This is a genomic window from Williamsia muralis, from assembly GCF_051487485.1.
GTDB classification, from domain to species: Bacteria; Actinomycetota; Actinomycetes; order Mycobacteriales; family Mycobacteriaceae; genus Williamsia; species Williamsia muralis_B.
Window position 1 is genome coordinate 460,769 of sequence record NZ_JAHVCV010000004.1, and the last position, 22,577, is coordinate 483,345.

Annotated in this window: 20 protein-coding genes; 11 read left to right on the forward strand and 9 right to left on the reverse strand. The window is 66.0% G+C overall.

Features of this window, described 5'->3' with window-relative positions; genetic code table 11:
• Positions 1-62 precede the first annotated feature (62 nt).
• From KXR83_RS13455 to KXR83_RS13465, 3 genes are read left to right on the forward strand one after another with little or no spacing between them, the layout of a single operon-like run.
• On the forward strand, positions 63-1,019 hold the full coding sequence (locus KXR83_RS13455) for a spirocyclase AveC family protein (protein WP_437425239.1): 957 nt from the start codon (positions 63-65) through the stop codon (positions 1,017-1,019).
• Entirely contained in the window at positions 1,016-3,223 is a 2,208-nt protein-coding gene (locus tag KXR83_RS13460; RefSeq protein WP_437425240.1) for a molybdopterin-containing oxidoreductase family protein, read from the forward strand. The genes KXR83_RS13455 and KXR83_RS13460 overlap by 4 nt, the downstream gene beginning before the upstream one ends.
• A complete protein-coding gene (locus tag KXR83_RS13465; RefSeq protein WP_437425241.1) occupies positions 3,207-5,531 on the forward strand; it encodes a molybdopterin-dependent oxidoreductase in 2,325 nt (774 codons plus the stop codon). The genes KXR83_RS13460 and KXR83_RS13465 overlap by 17 nt, the downstream gene beginning before the upstream one ends.
• Here KXR83_RS13465 and KXR83_RS13470 read toward each other — a convergent pair.
• On the reverse strand, positions 5,520-6,593 hold the full coding sequence (locus KXR83_RS13470; RefSeq protein WP_437425242.1) for an NAD-dependent epimerase/dehydratase family protein: 1,074 nt from the start codon (positions 6,591-6,593) through the stop codon (positions 5,520-5,522). The genes KXR83_RS13465 and KXR83_RS13470 overlap by 12 nt on opposite strands.
• Positions 6,594-6,724: 131 nt before the next feature.
• Here KXR83_RS13470 and KXR83_RS13475 point away from each other — a divergent pair, with 131 nt between their 5' ends.
• Positions 6,725-7,624, forward strand: coding sequence for an amidohydrolase family protein (locus KXR83_RS13475; RefSeq protein WP_437425243.1), 900 nt, complete (start codon positions 6,725-6,727; stop codon positions 7,622-7,624).
• Here the strand turns inward: KXR83_RS13475 and KXR83_RS13480 are convergent.
• Positions 7,621-7,902, reverse strand: coding sequence for a DUF2277 domain-containing protein (locus tag KXR83_RS13480; protein ID WP_030165049.1), 282 nt, complete (start codon positions 7,900-7,902; stop codon positions 7,621-7,623). The genes KXR83_RS13475 and KXR83_RS13480 overlap by 4 nt on opposite strands.
• A gap of 15 nt (positions 7,903-7,917) precedes the next feature.
• Complete coding sequence (locus KXR83_RS13485; protein ID WP_437425244.1) at positions 7,918-8,886, reverse strand: NADPH:quinone oxidoreductase family protein; 969 nt, start codon at positions 8,884-8,886, stop codon at positions 7,918-7,920.
• A 41-nt stretch (positions 8,887-8,927) separates the two neighbouring features.
• On the opposite strand from KXR83_RS13485, the gene KXR83_RS13490 reads away from it, so the two are divergent.
• Complete coding sequence (locus KXR83_RS13490) at positions 8,928-9,620, forward strand: class I SAM-dependent methyltransferase (RefSeq protein WP_030165055.1); 693 nt, start codon at positions 8,928-8,930, stop codon at positions 9,618-9,620.
• Between the two features lie 43 nt (positions 9,621-9,663).
• Here the strand turns inward: KXR83_RS13490 and KXR83_RS13495 are convergent, their stop codons facing one another.
• From KXR83_RS13495 to KXR83_RS13505, 3 genes are all read right to left on the reverse strand, one after another.
• Entirely contained in the window at positions 9,664-10,161 is a 498-nt protein-coding gene (locus tag KXR83_RS13495; protein ID WP_437425245.1) for a metallophosphoesterase family protein, read from the reverse strand.
• Positions 10,162-10,240: 79 nt separating this feature from the next.
• Complete coding sequence (locus tag KXR83_RS13500; RefSeq protein WP_437425246.1) at positions 10,241-11,608, reverse strand: alpha/beta hydrolase domain-containing protein; 1,368 nt, start codon at positions 11,606-11,608, stop codon at positions 10,241-10,243.
• Between the two features lie 46 nt (positions 11,609-11,654).
• The gene (locus KXR83_RS13505; RefSeq protein WP_437425247.1) at positions 11,655-12,554 is read right to left on the reverse strand and encodes an alpha/beta fold hydrolase; all 900 of its coding nucleotides are present in this window, start codon (positions 12,552-12,554) and stop codon (positions 11,655-11,657) included.
• 144 nt (positions 12,555-12,698) lie between these two features.
• Between KXR83_RS13505 and KXR83_RS13510 the strand changes: the two genes are divergently transcribed.
• Genes KXR83_RS13510 through KXR83_RS13525 form a run of 4 tightly spaced genes read left to right on the forward strand, consistent with a single transcriptional unit; the run spans position 12,699 to position 16,913 of the window.
• On the forward strand, positions 12,699-13,751 hold the full coding sequence (locus tag KXR83_RS13510; protein ID WP_437425248.1) for an alcohol dehydrogenase catalytic domain-containing protein: 1,053 nt from the start codon (positions 12,699-12,701) through the stop codon (positions 13,749-13,751).
• A 29-nt stretch (positions 13,752-13,780) separates the two neighbouring features.
• Positions 13,781-14,557: an SDR family NAD(P)-dependent oxidoreductase gene (locus tag KXR83_RS13515; protein WP_437425378.1), complete on the forward strand. Its 777-nt coding sequence runs from the start codon at positions 13,781-13,783 to the stop codon at positions 14,555-14,557.
• Positions 14,557-15,450: an IclR family transcriptional regulator gene (locus KXR83_RS13520; protein WP_437425249.1), complete on the forward strand. Its 894-nt coding sequence runs from the start codon at positions 14,557-14,559 to the stop codon at positions 15,448-15,450. Before KXR83_RS13515 ends, KXR83_RS13520 begins: the two co-directional genes overlap by 1 nt.
• Positions 15,447-16,913, forward strand: coding sequence for a flavin-containing monooxygenase (locus tag KXR83_RS13525; protein ID WP_437425250.1), 1,467 nt, complete (start codon positions 15,447-15,449; stop codon positions 16,911-16,913). The genes KXR83_RS13520 and KXR83_RS13525 overlap by 4 nt, the downstream gene beginning before the upstream one ends.
• 30 nt (positions 16,914-16,943) lie before the next feature.
• On the opposite strand, the gene fadD1 is transcribed toward KXR83_RS13525, so the two are convergent.
• Genes fadD1 through KXR83_RS13540 form a run of 3 tightly spaced genes read right to left on the reverse strand, consistent with a single transcriptional unit; the run spans position 16,944 to position 20,914 of the window.
• Positions 16,944-18,533, reverse strand: a complete 1,590-nt coding sequence (gene fadD1, locus KXR83_RS13530; RefSeq protein ID WP_437425251.1) for a fatty-acid--CoA ligase FadD1 — start codon at positions 18,531-18,533, stop codon at positions 16,944-16,946.
• Between the two features lie 52 nt (positions 18,534-18,585).
• Positions 18,586-19,566, reverse strand: coding sequence for an alpha/beta hydrolase (locus KXR83_RS13535; RefSeq protein ID WP_437425252.1), 981 nt, complete (start codon positions 19,564-19,566; stop codon positions 18,586-18,588).
• Position 19,567: 1 nt separating this feature from the next.
• Positions 19,568-20,914, reverse strand: coding sequence for a flavin-containing monooxygenase (locus tag KXR83_RS13540; RefSeq protein ID WP_437425253.1), 1,347 nt, complete (start codon positions 20,912-20,914; stop codon positions 19,568-19,570).
• A gap of 134 nt (positions 20,915-21,048) precedes the next feature.
• Here KXR83_RS13540 and KXR83_RS13545 point away from each other — a divergent pair, with 134 nt between their 5' ends.
• Both KXR83_RS13545 and KXR83_RS13550 read left to right on the forward strand, forming a co-directional pair.
• On the forward strand, positions 21,049-21,651 hold the full coding sequence (locus tag KXR83_RS13545; RefSeq protein ID WP_437425254.1) for a TetR/AcrR family transcriptional regulator: 603 nt from the start codon (positions 21,049-21,051) through the stop codon (positions 21,649-21,651).
• Positions 21,652-21,698: 47 nt separating this feature from the next.
• Positions 21,699-22,547 (forward strand): SDR family oxidoreductase, encoded by an 849-nt coding sequence (locus KXR83_RS13550; protein ID WP_437425255.1) that lies wholly within the window; start codon positions 21,699-21,701, stop codon positions 22,545-22,547.
• Positions 22,548-22,577: the final 30 nt, after the last annotated feature.

Below are 22,577 nucleotides of genomic sequence, written 5' to 3' on the forward strand. Positions count from 1 at the left end.
CATCCAACAGCCCATCCACGCGACCACCACGAGGTGGCCGACTGCAGGACGGAAGAGCACTTATGTCCGGACCCCCTGTCACGTCAGACATGGTGCCGACGCAACCAGACCGCACGAAAGGTCCACTGCGACCGTCGAAGACGGCGCTGATCCTCGCCGCCGTCGGACTGATCTTCGTCGCGATCCAGGTGTACGGGTATATCGCCTGGCTTCTCGCCGATCCGGCGAAACAGCCAGAAGGCAACGACCCGGTGCCGGCCTCGGTGATGGCGAATGTCGATCGCGCGGAAGCGATCCTGATCGTATTGACTGTTGTCTGGATTGCGGCTCTGGTCTTTTCCTTCTGGCGCGCAAAGGGACTCACGTGGCCGCTGCTGCTGACGTTCGCGTGGTCGGCGGTCTACTGGCAGGAACCCCTCGTCAACGCTCTGGACCACAACTTCACCTACAACGCCCATCTTCGCGATCGCGGCGACTGGGTGAGTCACCTGCCGTTCTCCCCCGTCGACGGGCCAACCCTCTCGCAGCCACTGTTCGAGGCCCTGGTGTTCTTCGCCCTGTTGCCCATCTTCGGTCTGCTCAGCTACGCCATCCTGCGAGGACTTCACCGCATCGGTCTCCACTCACCACTCCTGCTGGTGCTGTCGGTGTGGCTCATCTTCGTCGTCCTGGACGCCGCATTCGAGATGGCCGGGATCGCACAGGGCCTGCTCGTGTGGAACAGGGTGGCCGACAACCTCGCGATCAGCGCGGGTACGGCAGATCAGTGGCCGGTGTACGAGGGCATCATGCTCGGCTTCCTGTGGGCGCTTCCGGGCATGCTCATGTTCTTCCGCGGGGGCCACCGCTTCAGTGTTCTCGATCCCGGAATCGACATATTGCCGGGCGCCCTGCCCGTTGTCGTGCGACTGCTCGCCCTCGCGGGTCTACTCAACGTGGCGTTCCTGGCGTACAACATCGCTCTGATGGTGTTGTCAGGGTCGACGGTCGCACCTGCGCCGAGCTGGTTGTCGCCGTGACCGCGCCCGTGGACAAGACGACGTTCTGCCGCATCTGCGAACCGATGTGCGGCATGATCGCCACCGTTTCGGACGGCCGCCTGCTCCGTTTGAGACCTGATCCAGCACATCCGCTGAGTGAGGGATACGCCTGTCCGAAAGGCATTGCGTTCAGCGACATCGTCAACGACGACGATCGGGTTCTGCATCCGTTGCGCCGACGGCCCGACGGTGATTTCGATCGGGTGTCGTGGGACTCGGCGATGTCGGAGATCATCGCCCGACTGCGCCGGGTGTACACCGAGCACGGTGGCGAGTCGATCGGCGGCTACCTCGGCAATCCATCGGTCTTCAACACCGGACTGATGATCTGGAGCGGACTGTTCTTCCAGATGCTCGGCAGCCCACACATCTACAGCTCCAATTCCCAGGACGCCAACAACCGTTACGCAGCAAGCCATTTCCTCTACGGCAACGCCCTCGCCGTACCCATCCCGGACATCGAGAGGGTGGAGCTGCTCGTTGTGGTCGGGGCAAATCCGGTCGTGTCCCACGGCAGCTTGATGAGCACTCCTCGGGTTCGGGACAAGTTGGTCGGCATCCGCCGACGAGGCGGACGGGTGGTGGTGATCGACCCGAGGCGCACCGAGACCGCCCGTGAGTTCGACTGGATGCCGATCCGCCCGGACACCGATGCCCTGCTGATGCTGTCGCTCATCAACGTGATGTTCGCCGAGGGGCTCGTCGACCTCCGAGCAGTCGCCGCGAAGGCGACCGGCGTTGCTGCCATCGAGAAGCTCAGTGCCCCTTATCCACCCGAGATGACCGAGGACCGAACGGGGGTACCGGCGGCGACAGCGCGCAGGCTCGCGCGCGATCTCGTCGGCACGTCTCGCGCAGCCGTCTACGGACGCGTCGGCACGTGCTTGGGCCGGAACGGTACGTTGACCACCGCCTTGCTCGACATCGTCAATCTGCTTGCCGGCAATCTCGACTCGGTCGGCGGCTCGATGTTCGGCACGATGGGTTTTCCAGCCGAGCGCGCGATCGCGCGTGCGATGCAGCGGTCGGGCGGATTCGGCTGGGGTGCACGCACCAGCCGCATCGGCGGCTTCCCTCAGGTGGCCGGGCAGGCACCGGCGTCGTTGATGGCCAAGGAGATCACCACACCCGGGCCCGGACAGCTGCGGGCGCTGTTCCTCTGCGCGGGCAATCCCGTGCTGTCGGTACCCAATGGCGCCGAACTCGCCAACGCGCTCGGGCAGACGGACCTCTGCGTGTCCTTCGACCTCTACCGCAATGAGACCAACGCCCACGCCGACTTCATCCTCCCGGCTCCGACCATGTACGAACGTCCCGATCACGTGCTGATGTTCCAGTCGCTCTACACCACACCCTTCAAACAGGCCACGGATCCGGTCATCGCGCCGATGGGCGAGAGCCGCCCCGAGTGGCAGGTGTTCAACGAACTCGCCGGCGGCCTTGCGGACCTGTCGACCAAGATGCGTGCAATGGCGTTCGTGGACAGGGTCTCTCGGAGGGTGGGGCGTCCGGTGGACCCGGAGAGGGTGATCAACGGCCTCATCAGGATGGGTCAGGGCGGCGATCGCTTCGGCATTCGTCGGCGGGGCCTGAATTTGGCGCGGCTGCGAGCTGAGCCGAGCGGTGTCGTGGTCGCCGAGCACCTCCGTCCGGGCCGGCTGCGCACCGTGGTCACCCATCGTGGTCGCAAGGTGAAACTGGATGCACCGCAACTCGTCGAGGAGTGTGGGCGCCTCGACCTCGACGAGCCCGCGGACCTGCCACTGCTTCTGATCGGGATGCGTGAGGTCCGCTCGGAGAACACGTGGCAGCACAATTCGCCGATGCTCCTGCGCGGCGGGCGAAGCCACACGGCGCGTATGCATCCTGACGACGCCGATGCCCGCCGGGTCGCCGACGGTGACATCGTGTCGGTGCGGTCGGCGCACGGCGAGATCGTCCTGCCGATCACCGTCACGGCAGACATCTCACCCGGCGTCGTCGCCATCCCGCATGGCTGGGGTCACAACGGTTCCGGCGGCTGGACACGGGCAAACGACGCCGCCCGTGCCGATTCGGGCAGCGGGGGTGCCAACGTCAATCAGCTGATCTCCAGCGACCCGGCCGATCTCGAGCGGCTCGCGGGGATGGCGCGAATGAACGGGGTTCCCATCGAGGTGATCGCCCATGCCCGACCGAGCTGAACCGAGCAACACGAACCTCACGGTGGGTCCGGCCGATCATTCGGTGACGTGCCCACTGTGCGAGGCGATGTGCGGTCTTCGTGTCCACACCGAGGGCAACACCGTCACGTCGATCCGCGGGGACCGCGACGACGTGTGGTCGAGCGGGCACCTGTGTCCCAAGGGCACCGTCCTCGGACACCTGCACGACGATCCGGACCGTCTTCGCGAACCCATGGTCAAACGCGCGAACGGCGAGCACGTCCCGGTGTCCTGGGACGACGCGTACGAGGAGGCGGAGCGGGTGTTGCGACCGGTCCTCGAACGTCACGGGGCGCGGGCCTTGACCGTCTACGTGGGAAACCCGGTGGCGCACAATGTCTCGCTGAGCTCCTACATCGGCGGCCTGATCGGGATGGGCCAGGCGGCGGGGATGCAGACGTACTACTCCCCTGGCACGGTTGATCAGTGGCCACTCAATGTGGTCGGTGCGCTGCTGTTCGGTGGCATGTGGAACGCACCGATCCCAGACCTGGACCGCACGGATCATCTGGTGGTTCTGGGCGCCAATCCCGCTGCGTCACAGGGTTCGATGCTCTCGACACCGGACGTGATGGGCAAGATCCGCGACATCTCGCGCCGGGGCGGTCGGGTCGTGGTCGTCGACCCCAGACGCACCCACACCGCGCAGGGTGCCGACGAATGGGTACCCATCCGTCCCGGCACCGACGCCCTGCTGTTGTTCGCGATCTTGCACACCCTCGCTTCGAACGGCTGGGTGAAGCGGCCGCAACACCTTCAGGGCCGGGTCACCGGACTCGACGACGCGATCGCCATGGCAGCGCCGTTCACACCCGAACGCGTGGCGCCGGCATGCGGCGTCTCCGCCGACTCCATCCGTCGCCTCACCGCCGGGCTCGCTCACGCCGGCAACCCGGTTCTGTACAGCCGAATCGGTGCGTGCACACAGGAATTCGGATCGCTGGCCACGTGGCTGGTCTTTGTGCTCAACACCGCACTCGGCGCCATCGACCGTCCGGGGGGCGCACTCTTCCCGAAACCCGCGGTCTGGTCACCGATGTTCATGAAGCCGCCCGATCAGGATGCCACCGGCTGGCAGTTCGGCCGCTATCACAGCCGCGTCCGGGGCATCCCCGAAGTGTTCGGCCAGTTCCCGATCAGTGTCCTGGCCGAGGAGATCGACACACCCGGGGATGGGCAGATCCGCGCCTTCATCAGCGTGGCAGGCAATCCGGTGATCTCGGCCCCGGGATCGGCTCGGCTCGACGCCGCTCTCGGCACCATCGACGCCATGGTCTCGGTGGACAACTGGCTGAACGAAACCACCCGTCACGCCCATGTCATCTTCCCGGGACTGTCTCCGCTGGAACGTTTCCACGCCGACGACCTGTACTGGAACTACGCAACCGCGTCGTGTGTGAAGTGGTCCGAACCGGTGTTCGCCCCGGACTCGAGCCGGCCCGCCGAGTGGGAGGTCCTGCTACGGCTGAGCGGCGCCGTGCTGGGCACCCCGGTCCCCGACGTGGACGTGGCCGCCATGGACGACCTCTATGTCGGTGGTCTGGTGGCAACCCTGTGCGCCAGTCCCGACACACCTTTGGCCGGCCGCGATGCCACCGCATCAGTTGAAGCCCTCCGGGGTGTTGGACCCGAACGACTCGTCGATCTGGGAATCAGGCTGGGGCCGTGGGGAGATGATCTCGGCCAGAGACCCGGCGGCCTCACACTCGACGATGTACGCGATCACCCGAACGGACTCAGGCTCGGCGAACTCGAAGGTGGCCGTCTCGACGAGGTTCTGAGCACACCCTCGGGCACCATCGAACTGGTGCACCCGCACCTGACCGCCGACATCAGCCGACTCGAACGGCGCATCGACCGAGAAGCCGACGAGTTGGTGCTCATCAGCCGGCGGCATCTGCGATCCAACAACTCATGGCTGCACAACGTCCCCGCGCTCATGCGTGGCCGCGACCGCTGCACCGTGTTGGTGCACCCAGCCGATGCCGAACGGCTGGGCCTCATCGAGGGTGCGCCCGCCGACATCACCACGTCCGCCGGTTCACTCACGGCACCGGTGGAGGTGAGTGACGAGATGATGCCGGGGGTGGTGTGCCTTCCACACGGTTGGGGGCACGGCGTGGCCGGCACGAGGCTCGCCACCGCCAACACGCACCCGGGCTCGAACGCCAACCTGCTCAATCCGCCAGAACTGTTCGACGTACCGAGCAACACGCAGGTGGTCAACGGTGTACCGTGCCGGGTCACATCCGCTGTGCTACAGGGCCTTCGGACGTCAGGACAGTGAGTCGGGCGATGGGTTGCCCCACCTCGAGGCGATCGCTCCCCACGGATCGGCGAACCGGCCCGGCGTGTGGCGATACGGCGACTGACCGCGCAAGTATCTGCGCATTACGGGGGCCATCACCCGCAGCGGGTAACGCCTGACACCCACCCGATCGCGGGTCTCGGCGATGAGGCCTGCAAGCGTGTGCCGCTGGAATCCAAGGGCCGCCTGCGCGGAGCGGGTGTCCATCCAATCCGTGGCGAACCAGTCGCGGTCGCTGTCCGGATTTCCTGGCCTGCCGATGGGGAGTCCACCGGTGAGACCCATCGCCTCCGAGACCGCCGGGGCAAGGAAACCCTGTGTGATGCGGTGCGACTCGTCGCCGCCGATCAGATAGATCTCCTTGCTCATCTGGCCGGTCGCGGCCGCGGCGAACGCATGGGCTACATCGCGCACGTCCACGGTCTGGATGCGGCCGTCCGTGGGCAGCAACCCCTCGAAGTACACCAGGTCCTTGTCGATGTCCCAGCGCGGTTCGGCTGTCATCACCCCACCCAGCCGTAGGATCACCCAGTCCAGATGCGAAGCGGTGACGATCTTTTCGGCTTCGGCCTTGTGCGCGCCGTACAGGTCCGACGGTGTCAGAGCCATGTTCGGGGTGAGGACATCGTCCACGCGGTGTGGGTTCCGCGGACCGTACACGGCCACGCTCGATGCCTGGATGAACCGCGGCGGCGATGGTTGGGCAACGGCAGCATCGACCAGGGACTGGGTGGCCGTCACGTTGACCTTGCGGGCGAGGTCAGGGCGCGCGTAGCAAGCGGGCGGGATGACTGCGGCCAAGTGCACGATGGCCGTCGGACGAACCGCGGACACAAGCGCATTCAGCGCAGCGGGATCGGTCAGGTCGGCCCATCTGACGTCGAGCCCGTTCTTGCCGGCGAGCCGAGCGGCCTTCTTGTGATTGGGCTCGATGTCGAGGTCGGTGGCCACCACATCGTGGCCACCGGCCAGCAGGGTGCGGACCAACTCGGCACCCACCAGGCCGAAAGCTCCTGTGACGAGTATGCGATCAGTTGACATCAACACACCTTTATCGCGGACTCGCGGGGCAATTCCCCGCCGGACTCCGACCATTAAAACATACAGGTGTCTGGACATGAGTCCATCTAGGCGATGTCGACCTTGGCAGCGCAGTCGGTAGCGTGGGCGAGGTGTCCGAGCCTTCCCCCGCGTCCCCGGCCGAGGTGCACGCCATTCGCACGATCTGGAGCGACCTGGACCTCTCCGGAATGATCGACGTCCACACCCATTTCATGCCGAAGTCGGTGATGGACAAGGTCTGGGCCTACTTCGATGCCGCCGGTCCGCTCGTCGGCAGGCAGTGGCCGATCACCTACCGCACCGACGAACAACAGCGCGTACAGACACTGCGCGATTTCGGGGTCACGACGTTCACGTCGATGATCTACCCGCACAAACCCGACATGGCCGCTTGGCTCAACAGCTGGGCCGCGGAGTTCGCGTCACACACCTCAGACTGTCTGCGAACTGCCACCTTCTATCCGGAGCCCTCTGCACCGGCGTACGTCGACGCCGCGATCGAATCGGGCACATCGGTGTTCAAAGCGCACATCCAGGTCGGCAACTACAGTCCGCTCGACCCACTGCTCGATCCGGTGTGGGGATCCATCGCCGATGCGGGGACACCGGTTGTCATCCATTGCGGATCGGGCCCGGCGCCGGGGACCTTCACCGGTCCGGAGCCCATCGCCGAACTGTTGCAGCGGTTTCCGACGCTGACGTTGATCATCGCGCACATGGGCATGCCGGAATACGCGGACTTCCTCGATATCGCGAGCCACCACGAACGGATTCATCTCGACACGACGATGGCATTCACCGACTTCGCCGAAGAGATGGCACCGTTTCCCGACGACCGCAGGGCACAGCTGGCCGATCTGGGCCACCGCGTCCTGTGGGGCAGCGACTTCCCCAACATCCCCTACGGCTACGCGACGGCACTTCGTGCAGTCACCCGGCTCAACATGGGCGACGAGTGGTTACGCCGGGTGCTGCACCACAACGCGTCGGAGTTGTTCGGACTCGGCTAGGCGCCGCGCGCCGCCCGCGCCGCGATCCGTGCCTGCACTTCGGGACGACGCAGGGGCGGAACAGTTTTGGGGGGTTGTCGCCGGGGCGGCAACGACTGGAGCAACTCCTGCGTCGCAGCGGTCACCCGCAGGACCGCGAGTTCGAACACCTGCTGGTTCGCCTCCGACGGCTTCTGCACGCCGCTGACCTTGCGGACGTACTGGCGGGCTGCGGCCTCGATCTCAACGTCGGTGGCCGGGGGTTCGAGTCCACGAAGCTCAGTTATGTTGCGACACATTGTTTTCCACTCCCACTATTCCGATATCTTGACTACCGCCTTGCCGAGGACCTTGCCTGCCGCCAGGTCGTCGAGAGCCTGGGGCAGATCGGCCAGTTCATAGGTCACGTTCATCGGTGGCCGCATGCCGTCGGCGATCATGGTGGTCAGCTCCTGGTGGATCTGCGCCGGAAGTCCGGGGTGGGTGCGGACGTACTCGCCCCACGCAGCTCCGACCACCGAGATGTTCCGGAACAGCACCCGGTTCAACTTGACGGTGGGGATACCGCCTGCCGCGAACCCGATGACCACGAACCGGCCGTCAGGGGCCACCTGCCGCAGCGCCTCGTCGAACACCTCGCCCCCCACCGGGTCGATCAGGACGTCGACCCCGTTGCCGGTGAGTTCCTTGATCCGCGAGCCCCAGCCTTCCTCGAGCTGAACCACCTCATCGGCACCCATCTCCCGCAGCATCTCTTCGGCTCCGGTGCGATGCACGATGGCGATCACCCTGGCGCCCATCGCCTTTGCCACGCGAATGGTTGCCACGCCCACGCCCCCGGCGCTTCCGAGAACGCCGACGGTCTCACCCGGCTCGAGATGGGCACGTGTCTTCAGTGCGAACAGCGCGGTCTGGAAGTTGATGCCCATGGCGGCACCCTCGTCGAATGTGAGGCCGTCCGGGATGGGCAGCAATTGCTCGGGGGCCGCCGCCACTTTCTCGGCAAAGCCGCCCACCACCGACATGACAAGAACCCGGTCGCCCACCGACAGGTCGGATCCCTCGGGCACCCACGACACGACACCCGCCACCTCGGTGCCCGGCGTGAACGGAGTCGGCACCTTGAGCTGGTACTTGCCCTGGCTCATCAGGAGGTCGGGGAAGCAGACGCCGCAGGACTTGATGTCGACCAGCACCTGGGTGCCGGTTGGCTCCGGGTCCGGGACCTCGTTCAGGGACAATCCGCTCGGGCCGGTTTCTTCGGTGAGTATCTGCGCCTTCATAACGCACAACCCTACGCGGAGGCGCCGATAGGATCACCGGTATGACATCTGTATCCGAAACCCGAAACGACCAGCCGAGCGAACGGCACCTGCACGCCGCGGCCGAGGCTCCCGGCTTCATGCCGATCGACGAGGCCGTCGCACTGTATCGGGTTGCGCAGCAATACCTGTCGGCTCCGGATGCGGTGGGCATCGGGGTTGAGATCGGAACCTACTGCGGCAAGTCGACCGTCTTCCTCGGAGCCGCCGCAGAACCGACCGGCGCCACCATCGTCACCATCGACCACCATCGTGGCTCCGAAGAGCATCAGCCCGGCTGGGAATACCACGACACCTCGCTGGTGGACCCGCACACGGGGACACTGGACACCTCGGCCCGGTTCCGGCGCACCATGTGGGACGCCGGTCTCGAGGAGACGGTGATCGGGCTGCTCGCCACCTCGACGGCGGCGGCAAAGGTCTGGGGCCGTGCCGCAGACTTCGTGTTCATCGACGGTGGCCACAGCAGCGAAGCAGCCCAGAACGACCTTGCAGGGTGGGCGCCTTGGGTGCGGGTGGGCGGCGCCCTGCTCATCCACGACGTGTTCCCGAACCCCGAGGACGGTGGCCGGCCACCGTTCGAGATCTACGAGAAGGCCCTGCAGACAGGGCAGTTCACCGAGGTCGGCGCGCAGGGGTCGCTTCGGGTGCTGCGTCGCGACAGCGGAACACCGGGTCAGCCGCTACCGGCCTGACTCCTGATCGCTGACGTCCGGCCACGGGCCGGGCGTCAGCGGTTCACCTCTCGATCCGATGCAGAACAACATCGCCGAGGTCGCCATCGGCCACACGAGCAGTCATGTACGTGCAATACGGCTGCCTGCGCCGGTCGGTGGGCGAACCGGGATTGAGTAGACGCAGACCCGTGCCCGTGGTGGTGTCCCACGGGATGTGACTGTGCCCGAACACCAGCACATCGGTGTCGGGGTACGCGATCGACATCCGCTTTTCCCGACCCACTGACGCTCCCGTCTCGTGCGTGACGGTGAAACGCAGGCCGCCGAGGCTCACATCGGCGCGCTCGGGCATGCGCGAGCGCAGATCAGGGCCGTCGTTGTTCCCCCAGCACGCGATCAGTCGTTTCGCCCGGCGCTCGAGTGCTTCGAAGCTTGCCAGGTCGACCCAGTCACCGGCGTGGATCACCACATCCGCCCGGTCGACCTCGTCCCACACCACCGCGGGAAGGTCTTTGGCGCGCTTGGGGATGTGGGTGTCGGCCAGCAGCAACAGTTTCACGACCACAGTTCTACCGCCCGCGGCGTCGCCCGGCGATCAGTCGATCTGAGCCGTCGATCTGAGCCGTCGATCTACGCCTTCATCGGCCTGCCGACCATCCGGCAGCGACCCGGTGGGCATCACCGAGGATCTCCGCGCGGTCCTCGGCGAGGACAAATCCACGCGCGATCGCTTGGTCGGCGGCAGCCGAGTACTGCTCGAGATAGGCCTCGGGTGTGCCGTACATCGTGGTGAGTTCAGACGGCGACAACGGGACGGTAGACCCGAACAGCTGGCAGATCCGAGACGCTGTGGCCGTGCTGAACCCGCTGAGGACCGACGTCGGGACCTCGACGCTCGGGGTGCGCACTCCCCCGGCGACGTTGCCCACCGCATCGGTGACAAACCGCGGAGTGGGCCCGGTGTTGTCCACCGCCATCTGCTCGGCGGCAGGCGGCTCGCGCCCGTCGCTCACCCAGGCAGCGAGGTGACGCAGGGCCGCCCGGACGACAAAGCGTTGCTGGCCGTCGTTCACCGCGGTGGGACATCCGAGGAACGTCTCGAAATCGCCGATCTGGAATCGGTCGGCGTGCGCACTGCCTGCGACTTCCCACAGTCGAAGTCGGGCCGAATCAGCTTGTCGGGCAGGGTGGTACCAGAGATGACCCAAGATGTCGGTCTCGGTTTGCACGAGGATCACCGGGACATCGAGATCGTCGCGGATTCGTACGGCGGGAGCTCCCAGAGCGGCGACGAGATCGATGGCCCGGCCAGGTTCCCCGAGCGGCATCGGGGCGCCTGCCCGGCTGTGGATGACAAACCCGTCGACGAGACGGTCGTGCGGCTGGACGCCGTTCGCATACGTGGTCATGGCGAGCGCGGACTGGGACTCACCGACCGCCAGCACCCGTTGGATGTCGAGATGTGCCAGTGGGGTCGCAGAACCGTTTCGCAAGGTGTCGATGATCGTCGAGAAGATCGAATAGCTGTAGCCGTCGCCGGGGTGATGCAGGCCGCCGTACCGCTCCGGGTCGGCACCGACCAGGCCCTTCGGCGCGCCATCGCCGACGGCCACCGTCGCCGAGCCACCCTGAACGCCGGAGAACTGCGCCGACACCCCCACCCAGGCGTATCCGCCCCGGACGATCTCCTCGCTCAGATAGGTGTAGTCGGGCGCCGCGTCCTGTCCGCTGCTGACGTTCAGCCACTCCACCACCAGCGTTCCGTTGAAGCGATCGGCGTCGGCGGGCGCCCGCGTGACCACACGGGTGATGAACTCGGCGTCGTCGACCGGCTCGATGTCGAAACGGCCATCGACCGGCAGGTCGGCGGCGGTGTACCTCGTCGCCACCCCCGACACCGCGTATTCACCCTCGTCATACCCGGCGCCGGCCAGGTCGGGCCCGGGCACGGCCGACATCAACGACAGGCCGGCACCCCCGCTGAGCACCGCGAACTCGGCGCCCATCAGGCGACCTTCCTGTCGCGACCCGCAGTCGTTGTCATCGGTGGTGTCATGTCCGCGCTTCCCCTCGTGCCGTGGTGGCCGGCGACCGGCCGATGCGCGAGAGTATCGCGTCGGCGATGGCCTCCGGATGCTCGTCGGGCAGCCAGTGCGAGGCATCTGGGATCTCGATGAAGTGGTAGTCGCCACGCACGAACTCGCCGCATCGCTCGGCTCCGGCCCGCGCGATCGCGATGTCGCCCGAGCTCCACACAAACGTGGTCGGGACGTCGACGACGGGAACGTCTTCGCTCGCCGGGGTCTGAGCGCGGTACCAGTTCAGGGCGGCGGTCATCGCCCCCGGAGCGCTGAGCACCCGCACATGCTGGTCGGCCACATCACTGGGAACCGCATCCCCGAAACCCATCCGCAACGCAGCGGCATCGTCGGCCAGCAGATTGAACTCGGGCTCGTCCGGTATCTGGAAGTACTCCATGTACCCCGAGTGCTCCCGCTGCTCGGGGTCTTCGCTCTTGGCCCACGCGAAAGCTGCGGGGTGCGGCACGGATACAGCGGTCAGCGACGAGATCCGCTCGGGATGCCGCGCGGCCACGGTCCATGCGACGGCAGCTCCCCAGTCGTGTCCCACGAGATGCACGGTGTCCAGCCCGAGTGCGTCACAGATCGCGATGACGTCCGAGACGAGTTCGTCGAGCTGGTAGGCGTCGACCTCCACGGGGCGGGCGCCGGCCGAGTAGCCGCGCTGATCAGGTGCGATCGTCGCGTACCCGGCGTCCCGCAGGAGGTCGGCAACAGCTCTCCACGATGCTCGCGATTCGGGGAACCCGTGCAGCATCAGCACGGTCCCAGCCGGCGGTGACTCCGGCCGGGACACCGAGATGTCGAACGTCAGATCACCGACAGTCACCTGCTCCGACGTGGTCCCGCCGCCGTTTGTCCCATTGGTCACCGGGGCAGTCTACTGAGCAGGCTTCGGCCCACCAATGATTTGCACAGTGCAAACACTTTTCGAAAGCGGTTGCGCCACTTGACACTCACACGCGGCATTGTCGTTGACAGTACCTCGCTGCTGTGAACTAATGACGGAACAAATGTGACGTGGGTCGCATCGATGGACGGTGCGCGCACCGTCCGTGATCGGGGAGCGAACATGCGGGCAGCTGTGGTCGACACCGGGACGTTCTCGGTGTGCGAGGTGGACGATCCCACGCCCGGCCCCGACGATCTGATCCTCGAGGTGAGCGCGTGCGGCATCTGTGGGTCGGACATCAAGACCGCACCCTTTCTGCCCCCGGGCACGATCATGGGACACGAGTTCTCCGGCACCGTTGTCGCGGCCGGGCGCGATGTCGCCGCTCAATGGCAAATCGGCACACCGGCGACCGCGATGCCTGTGAGCGGTTGCGGCACATGCCTTTCCTGCGTGTGCGGGGACGTGGCCCGATGCACACAGGTCGAGGCGTTCGGCCTGGGTGGACGCGCCGGCGGCTTCGCCGAGTACATCCGGGTCAGCGCCCGCGAGACGGTTCGATTCGACGGCGCGCCCAGCGCGGTCGGCGCGGTCACCGAGCCTCTGGCCGTGGGGTTGCACGCCGTTGCCCGCGGGGCCATCAAGCCCGGTCATCGTGTCCTGATCATCGGCGCGGGGCCGGTCGGTATCGCCATCCTGCTCTGGGCAGTCCGCCAAGGCGTCGACGAGATCGTGGTGTCCGATCCGGTCGCCTCCCGGCGTACCTCAGCGGTCCTCTATGGCGCGTCCTCGGTTGTCGATCCCACCGCCGATCACCCAGGTGAGGGTTTCGACGTCGTCTTCGAATGTGTGGGCTCGCGCGGGATGATCGCCGCCTGCCTCGAATCCGTCGCACCCCGCGGCCGGATCGTGGTGGCCGGAGTGTGCCTCGAAGAGGACGGCTTCATGTCCGTCGCCGGCGTGGTGAAGGACATCGACATGAGCTTCGTCTCGTACTACACCAGGCAGGAGTTCACACTTGCCGCAAAACTGTTGCAGCAAAGCAGGATCGACGTCTCCGACTTCATCACCGGGCGCGGTGGGCTCGATGACCTCGGTCGGCTGATCGCCGAACTGGGGTCGCCGTCGAATCAGCAGAAAGTACTCATCGAACCGCAACAGGTGCTGGTCGGCTGACCGGCACCAGCGAGAACACAGGAGCCATCATCAGCACCCACAGCAAGGTCTCGCTTGTCATCGGCGGCGCCTCCGGAATCGGACTCGCAACCTCTCGACTGCTGGCCGAAGGCGGCGACACCGTTGTCCTGGCCGACATCAACGCCGAGCAGGCCGCACAGCGGGCAACCGAGATCGGCCCGTCGGTCACGTCCAAGCGGCTCGACGTGACGGACGAGGAATCCGTCGGCCGCGCCTTCACCGAGATCGTGGCCGAACACGGTCAGCTCCACAGCGTCGTCAACTGCGCCGGACTCACGATCCCCGGCGCCATAACCGACCTGGCCCTGGCCGATTGGCAGACCACCATCGATGTCTGCCTCACCGGGGCGTTCCTGGTGACCAAACACTCGGCCAGACATCTCACGGACGGCGGGAGCCTGATCACCATCGCATCGCTGAACGGCCGGCAGCCGGGAACGGGCATGGCTGCGTACTGCGCCGCGAAAGCCGGTGTGCTGATGCTGACCGAGGTCGCGGCCCTCGAACTTGGCGAGCGGAGAATCCGGGTCAACGCCATCTCCCCCGGCCTGGTCGACACCCCACTCGTCGCGGGCCTGGCCCTGGTTCCTGGTCTCACCGAGGACTACATCGAGAACACACCCCTCGGCCGCAGTGGACAACCGGAGGAAGTGGCGGAGATGGTGGCATTCCTGGCCTCAGACCGTGCGTCCTGGGTGAGCGGAGCCGCATTCGACCTCAACGGCGGCGCGCACACCCGCAGATATCCCGACATCCTCAAACACGTGGCAGCAATGGGTGTTTGATGGTCAGACGTTCACCCCAGACCGAGCGGTTGGTCGAGATCGTCGAGTACCTGGCCGACCGCCCCACCGACGGGCGCAGCCTCGCCGACATCTCGCGAACCCTGGGGGCAGACAAGGCGACACTGTTCCCGATGCTGACCGAGCTGACGCGAGTGGGCTGGGTGGTCAAACACCCGACCAAAAAGACCTATCGGCTCGGACCCCGGCTCGCCCCCGTTGGTGATTCGGCGCGGATCGCCATCAACGCGATCGCGCCGGCCCGTAAACCCATGTCGCGGTTGGCTATCGAGTCGGGCAACGTGTGCTGCCTGATCGTGCCGTCCGGTGGCGACCTCGTGGTCGCGGAGGTCGCCCATCCCGAACCGGACGACCGCCCGCTCCTCGGTGTGCGGGCCGGGGACAAGATCACCCATCGGCCACCGCTGGGTTCGGTTCTGGTGGCGTGGGCCGACGACTTCGCCATCACCGCGTGGCTGGACCGCAATCCCGTTGTCGCCGAGGACTCGAGCCGGTATCGGGCGGTGCTCGACCTCATCCGGGACCGGCGCTTTGCGGTGGAGCAGTATCCGCCCGAGCCCGCTGCCTTCCGCGACGTTGCGGTCTCGGCGACATCCATCGCCTACGGTTCCGAGCGCGCGTCCCGGTTCACCCGCGGGCAGGAGGAACGACTCAACGTGGAGATGCTCGTCGGTGAGATAGACGACGCCCAGCTCTACCGACCGCTCTCGGTCAATTCACCTGTCTTCGACCGCGAGAGAACGGTTGTCGGATCGCTGTGCCTGCTCGACGTGCCGGAAGCGATCACGGGTGGCGAACTCCGCGACATCGGTCACCGGCTGCGGGACACCGCGGACGACATCACCGCCGAGTTGGGTGGAGTGGTACCGGGGTGAGCACTGCTCACGATCCGCAGGCGCATCCATCGGTCGGGACTGCCGTCATCGGAGCCGGATTCTCCGGCATCGCAGTGGCTTTGAAGCTGCAGGCCGCCGGCGAGGGTAACTTCGTGGTCTACGACAAGGCCGAAGCCGTGGGGGGTACATGGCAGGCCAACACGTATCCGGGTGCCGCCTGCGACGCACCGTCCCACGTGTACAGCTTTTCCTTTGCCCAGCAGGTCGATTGGTCTCGGCGCTTCGCGCCCGGTCCGGAGATCCGTGACTATCTTCAGCGCTGCGTCGACGAGGCCGGGATCACCGAGCGGTTCTGCCTGGGCGTGGGCGTCACGTCGGCGACGTGGCTCGACGACCGGTGGGAGCTCGAGCTGACCGACGGCTCCCGGGTGGACGCGCAGGTTGTGGTCTGTGCGACGGGCCAACTCGACATTCCGGTTGTTCCCGACATCGACGGCCTGGAGACGTTCTCCGGCCCGGCCTTTCACACTGCGCGATGGCGGCACGATGTTGATCTCGCAGGGAAGCGCGTCGCCGTCATCGGCACCGGGGCCAGCGCCGTCCAGGTGATCCCGGCCATCGCGCAGGAGGTCGGACACCTCACCGTGTTCCAGCGCTCCGCACCGTTCGTGTTCCCGAAACCGGACGGTTCGTACGGTCCCGGCACCAGCGCGGTGTACCGGCGGTGCCCGTTGCTCAGGAGAGCTGCTCGGCAACTGATGTGGCTCTACCTCGAGTTCTTCGGCATGTTCTTCTGGCGTTGGCCCCGAATGCTCACCTCGCTTGCGCTGATCCACCGGATCATGTTGCGGCACAAAGTACGTGATCCGGGCTTGCGTACAGCACTCACTCCGGACCACCGGATCGGATGCAAACGGATCCTGATCGCGGACGGCTACCACGAGAGCCTGCAGCGGCCGAACGTCACCGTGTCCAACGAGCGGATCATCGGTGTCCGGCCCGGACGAATCGAGACCGATGCCGGGCCATGTCCGATCGACGTTGTGGTCTTCGCCACGGGCTTTGCCACATCCGGGTTCGCCGGAAGCGTGTCGATCACCGGTCGAGACGGATTGACACTGCACAACAAGTGGGCCGGCGCCCCCGAGGCCTACCTGGGACTTTCGGTGCCCGACTTCCCCAACCTGTTCTTCATGTACGGTCCCAACACCAATCTCGGCTCCGGGTCGGTGATCTACCTGATGGAGGCCCAAGCCGACCACGTCGTCGCTGCGGTCAAGCGTCTGCGGAGCGGCGCCCTGGACGTTCTCGAAGTGCGCCGAAAAGTGTTCGCCGACTTCATGACCGCGGTGCGCACGAGGCAACCGGGCACGGTGTGGGCGTCGGGATGCGACAGCTGGTACAAGCAAGCGGACGGGCTCGACACCCACAATTGGCCCTGGTCCATGACCCGATACCGGCGGATGACCCGCCGGGTGGGCCCGGACGTGTACGGGGCCTGACTTTCTGGCCCCGCAGATGCCTTCTGGCGTCTAGTGCACCGCCGTGCTGGCGATGTCGTAGGAGGTGCCGCGCGCCTCCCGGATCCACAGTTCACCGGTACCCGGGGTCGGCCCTTCGGCCACCAGGGCACGCTTGAGCACCTTGTTCGTCGCGGTGGACGGCAGATCGTCTGCCACTCGCACGTAACGCGGCCACGCCTTGGGCGACAGGTCGGGCTGTGCCGCCAAGAACTCCTCGAATCGCTCCGGGGTGAGCGTGGCGTCGTCCTGCAACACGATCGCGGCCATCACCTGGTCGCCGACCGCGACGTCGGGAACCGCGTACACGGCAACCCGATTGAGTTCTGGTAGGCGCAGCAGGATCCGCTCGATCGGTGCGGCAGCCATGTTCTCTCCGTCGACCCGCATCCAGTCAGCGGTACGGCCGGCCAGGTAGATCCACCCGTCGGCATCGCGGTAGGCCAGGTCTCCGGACCAGAACATCCCGTGACGCATCCGGTCCTCCGTGGCGCCGGGGTCGTTGTAGTAGCCCGAGAAGAACCCTGCCCCTTCGAGATTGACCAGTTCGCCGACGGCCTCATCGGCATTGGCCAGCGCGCCCGATTCGTCGAACTGCGCCACGGCGCATTCTTCGATGGTGGTGGAGTTGTAGATCGCGACTCCCGGAAAACCCTTGCCGATCGACCCCAGGGGGGTGCCCTCTTCGCGGGTGATGATGACAGCACTCTCGGTGGAGCCGAATCCGTCCCAGACGGTGCAGCCGAAACGCCGTCCGAACTCGATGATGTCGCGGTCGGTTGCCTCGTTGCCAAAGGCCACCCGTAGTTGATTGTCCGCGTCGTCGGGTCGCTCTTCGGTGGCCAGCACGTACGCCAGTGGCTTGCCGACGTAGTTCATGTACGTTGCGCCGTAACGCCGGATGTCGTCGACAAACCGCGACGCCGAGAACGTGGCCGGAGCCATGGCGGCCCCGGCGTTGACAGCCACACTCCAGCCGGCGAGCACCGCGTTGGAATGGAACAGCGGCATCGAGAGGTAACACGTGTCGGCCGGACCCAGTTCGTACTTCTCCACCAGCATCTGACCGGCGAACAGCACCATCATGTGCGCCACCTGAACCGCTTTGGGATCACCGCTGGTTCCCGAGGTGAAGATCATCATGAAGGTGTCGGTGACCTGCGCCTCGTGATGCGGCACAAGAGGTCCCGCGTCGCGCTTGAGCTGGGTCCACTCCGCCGAGTCCGTGGTGAAGACCCGTACGCCCGGCAGCGACAGACCGTCCAGGAGTGGCAGATGCTCTGCATCGGTGATCAGGATCTGGCAGTCCGCACGGACGATGTCGGCGACCAGGCCCGGACCCCTCCGAGTGTTGTTGATACCGCACAGGATGTAGCCACCCAGACCCGCAGCCGCCATGGCGCTGAGCATGTCCGGGGTGTTGGACAGCAGCACACCCACGTGCAGGGGGCGGCCCTTGTCTGCGACGCCGATCAGCGCCGATGCCTGCGCTTCGGCGTCGGCGATGTGTTCGCTCCAGGTCCACGTCTGGTCGCCGTACTTCACCGCCACATTCGTGTCGTCAGCGCGTTGGCGGAGAAGTTGCTGGATCGTGTCGGCCATCGTTACCTCGATCTGTTCGGAACTGGTCGTTTGTGGGGGCTCGGCAGCGGCGTCAGCCGGCGGCCACGGGTTCGGCGGCAGCCGGGGACTCTTGCCGGGGTACGTCGTTCGCCGTTGCCTTCAGGTGCCTGCGGAGGAACGAGATCTGATGTGCCACGGCCGATTCGAAGCAGTCCTGGCCGGGCCACACACCGAAGTGGTCGCACGGGTAGTGGCGCACCTCGGCCCGCGCGGTGAACGCCGCCTTGCCTGCGGCGTGCGGCGGTGCACTGCGGTCGAAGTCCGCCACCTGCACCAGCACCGGGCACCGCACATCCTTGGCCGACTTGTCGGCCCGGAGGCGACCCAGCTCGAGCCCGATGCTTGCGTCGATCTCGTTGCGCCAGGTGGGCCCTGCGATGGCCATGTAATCCGCGTAGGAACCGTCCAGTGTCAGGGCAGCGACCTCGCCCGGGCTGCCCACGATCGGCATCATGACCCCGGCGCCGCCGCGCAGGCCTGACAGGCGGCTGCGCACGCCTGCTGCCGTTGATTTCGCGATGGCCGACACGGGGTGGTGCGCGAAGGCCAGGCGGCCGGCGGCAGCGCCGTTCACCAGCGGTGTGAGCGAGACGACCGCACAGACGTCGTCGCGGCCCGCGGCCGCGGTCAACACGTGACCCCCGGACAGCGAGACCCCCCACAGCACAATCCGGTTCGGATCCACACCCGGCAGGGCGGCCGCGGTTGTCATCGCGGCGCGGTAGTCGTCGATCTGGCCGCTGATCGACACCGTCTGCCGTGGGGAGCCGTCGGAGTCTCCGAAGCCGCGGTAGTCGAACGCCAGCACGTCCATGCCTGCTGCGGCGATCTTCTCGGCGAAAGGCCCGAGTCCGGAATCCTTGGTGCCGCCCAACCCGTGCGCCATCACCACCACCGGCCGGCCGGCCGGGCCATCGAGCGCATCAGTGGTCGCGGTGAAGTGCCACGCAGCGCAACGGGTTCCGTCCGACTCGAAGCTGACGTCGCTGAAAGTGTTCTCGGCTGAGCTCATCTCAGGACACCCCCGCCCATGCTGGTGCACCCAATTCTTTGGCGCGGCGCAACCCCGTCGGCAATTCCTTCACCCTCATGTCGTGCTCGTAGATGAAGAAATCGACCTGCTGCGTGTGCCGCGGACGATCGAGCATGTGGCCGGTGTATTTCTGCTGGTCGCTGATGATGACCTCTTCCATTTCGGCCACCGGCGGCAGCCGGTAACGACCGGCCGCGTACGCCGCGACGAGGCGGGACTGGCACTCGACAAACGGGAACAACGTGGGTGTCGATTGGGCGAATCCAACGAAGGCCAGATCGTCGATGCCGGGCTTGAACATCCGCTTGTACAGCGGGATGTGGTTGTCGGGAGCGCTCACGAAGTCCTCGTCGAAGAACGGGAAGGTGATGTTGTACCCGGTGGCGTAGATGATGATGTCGAAGTCGGACTGTGTGTTGTCGTCGAAATGCACTGTGGCCCCGTCGAGGCGACTGACGTTGGGCTTGGGAATGACATCGCCCGAACCGAGCCGCAACGGCAGTTCCACCGACTGCGTCGGATGCGCCTCGAAGAACTTGTGATTGGGAGTGGGCAGCCCGAAGTTCTCCGGTCGCCCCGCACTGAGCGGCTGACCGAGCTGCACCAGCTTTCGCTGCCATGACAGCGGGATGTGAGGACTGGTCTTGAAGTACTTGTCGGCAGGACGGCCCGCGATGTATTTGGGGACGATCCAGGCACCGGACCGGGTGGACAGCGTCACATGGTTGCTCAACGCCTTCGACGACAGTTCCACCGCGATGTCGGCTGCACTGTTGCCGATACCCACCACCAGGATCCGTTTGCCGGTGAACGAGAGCGGGGTCTGCGGATCGACGTAGTGGTGGGCGTGAATCGACTCACCGGTGAACTCGCCGGGGAAGTCCGCCATGCGCGGGTCCCAGTGGTGCCCATTGGCGACCACCAGGAAGTCGAAAAGCCGGGTCTGCCCGTCCTGCGTCTGCAGTTCCCAGCCCCCGGAGTCCAGACGCCGGGCATGCTTCACGCCGTTCTCGAACTCGATGTTGTCCTTGAGGTCGAACGCCTCGGCATAGTCCTCGAGGTACGACTTGATCTGCGTGTGGTGCGGGAAGTCCGGGTAGTCCTCCGGCATCGGGAAGTCACGGAAAGACAGCCGGTGTTTCGAAGTGTCGATGTGCAGAGAGCGGTAAGCGCTACTGTGCCCGTTGGGGTTTCCGAACGCCCAGTTGCCGCCGATCCGGTCGGACATCTCGAAGCACGTGTACGGCACGCCGTAGTCGGCCAGCATCTTGCCGGCGGTCAGTCCGCTGATTCCGGCGCCGATGATGGCGGTGGTGGGTCCTGGCATAGCGGCTCCTAGTGAGCGAAGTAGACAGAAACTAGAACCTGTTCACACGGAGAGTACACAGAATCGAGAATCTGTCTACGCGTTTTGGTACGTTTGCCCCCTGCCCGGCCGACAACAGCGAGGACCCATCGCCCGTGACCGACACCGCCGACACCCGCAGCGTGCACGATCGGCTTCTCGATGCCGCCGAACAGTGTCTGGCCGCCAAAGGTATTCGCGCAACCACCGTGCTCGAGGTCGCCGAGGTGGCCGGGGTGTCGCGGGCATGGCTCTATCGCCACTTCCCGGACAAGTCGGCCTTGCTGGGCGGCGCGATCGTCCGATTGAACGAGACATTCTGGGCGGATTCACACTCGACACTGGCCGAGGTGGAGGGTTTCGACCGCCGGGTGGCCGCCGGCGTGCGCATCGGCCGCAGCGCATACGACGCTCCCGGAGCCTTGTTGATGAAGCTGCGGGTCAATGAGCCCGAGGAGTTCGCCGCCTGTGCGGGCGCGGGTGTGCAGGGCTTGGTTCCCGACCTCGCCGCGTTCTGGCGGCCCTACCTCGAGATCGCCCAGGAGAAGAACGAACTCCATCCCGACATCGACATCGTCGAGGCCTCGGAATGGGTGGCGCGTTCGCTCATCAGCATCGCGACCGTTCCCGGCGACACACTCGACCCCGACGACGACGCGGCCGTTCTGCGGTACATCCGCCGGTACGTGCTGCCCGGCCTGCAGTCCGGCCCGACCTGAAACAACCCCGGCGCCCCGCGGCGACCGGGCAAAACGAGGAGTGCTTGATGTCGAAATCTGTTCTGGTTGTCATCGGCGTGGGCGGCATGGGTGAAGCGATAGCGAGGCGCTTGGGCACCGGGCGTCCGGTTGTCCTGGCCGACTTCGACGTCGACAGACTCGAGTCGCTCGGAGAAATCTTGCGACACAACGGGTACGACGTGCACACCCAACAGGTCGATGTCAGCGACCGCGAGTCACTGAGCCGTCTCGCCGAGTTCGCCCTCGGCCTGGGCTCGATCACCGGGCTTGTCCACACGGCCGGTCTCTCCCCCGCCCAGGCCCCGGCCGCTCGGATCATCGAGGTGGATCTCGTCGGGACGGCGCTGTCGCTGGATGTGTTCGGAAGTGTGATCGAGGAGGGTGGCGCAGGCGTCTACATCGCCAGCGTCGCCGGTCATATCCTCGGTGCCGCGGTCGACGAAGAGGCGGCAAAGATACTCGCGACAGCGCCCGCCAACGAATTGTCTACAGCCAAAGTCCTGGACATCACGGGCCTGCCGGACGATCTGACCCGAGCCCTGACCTACGGCTATTGCAAACGCGGCAATCAGTTACGGGTCCAGTACGCCGCGCCGGCATGGGCGCGGCGCGGCGCCAGGGTGAACTGCATCAGCCCCGGCGTCATCGCCACCGCCATGGGCTGGGCCGAGTTCAACGCCTCGTTTGCGCATCAGGCGTACGAGGCGATGGTGAACCAATCTGCGGCCGGCCGTTTCGGCACCGCCGAAGACGTGGCTGCTGCAGCCGAGTTCCTGCTCGACCCGGTGAAGGCCGGCTTCATCACCGGTACCGATCTCCTCGTCGACGGAGGCGTGGTCGCCGGGGTCAAGAGCGGCGAGTTGTTGTTGGGGTAGATCTTTCGGCGCACGATGCGGGCCGACAAG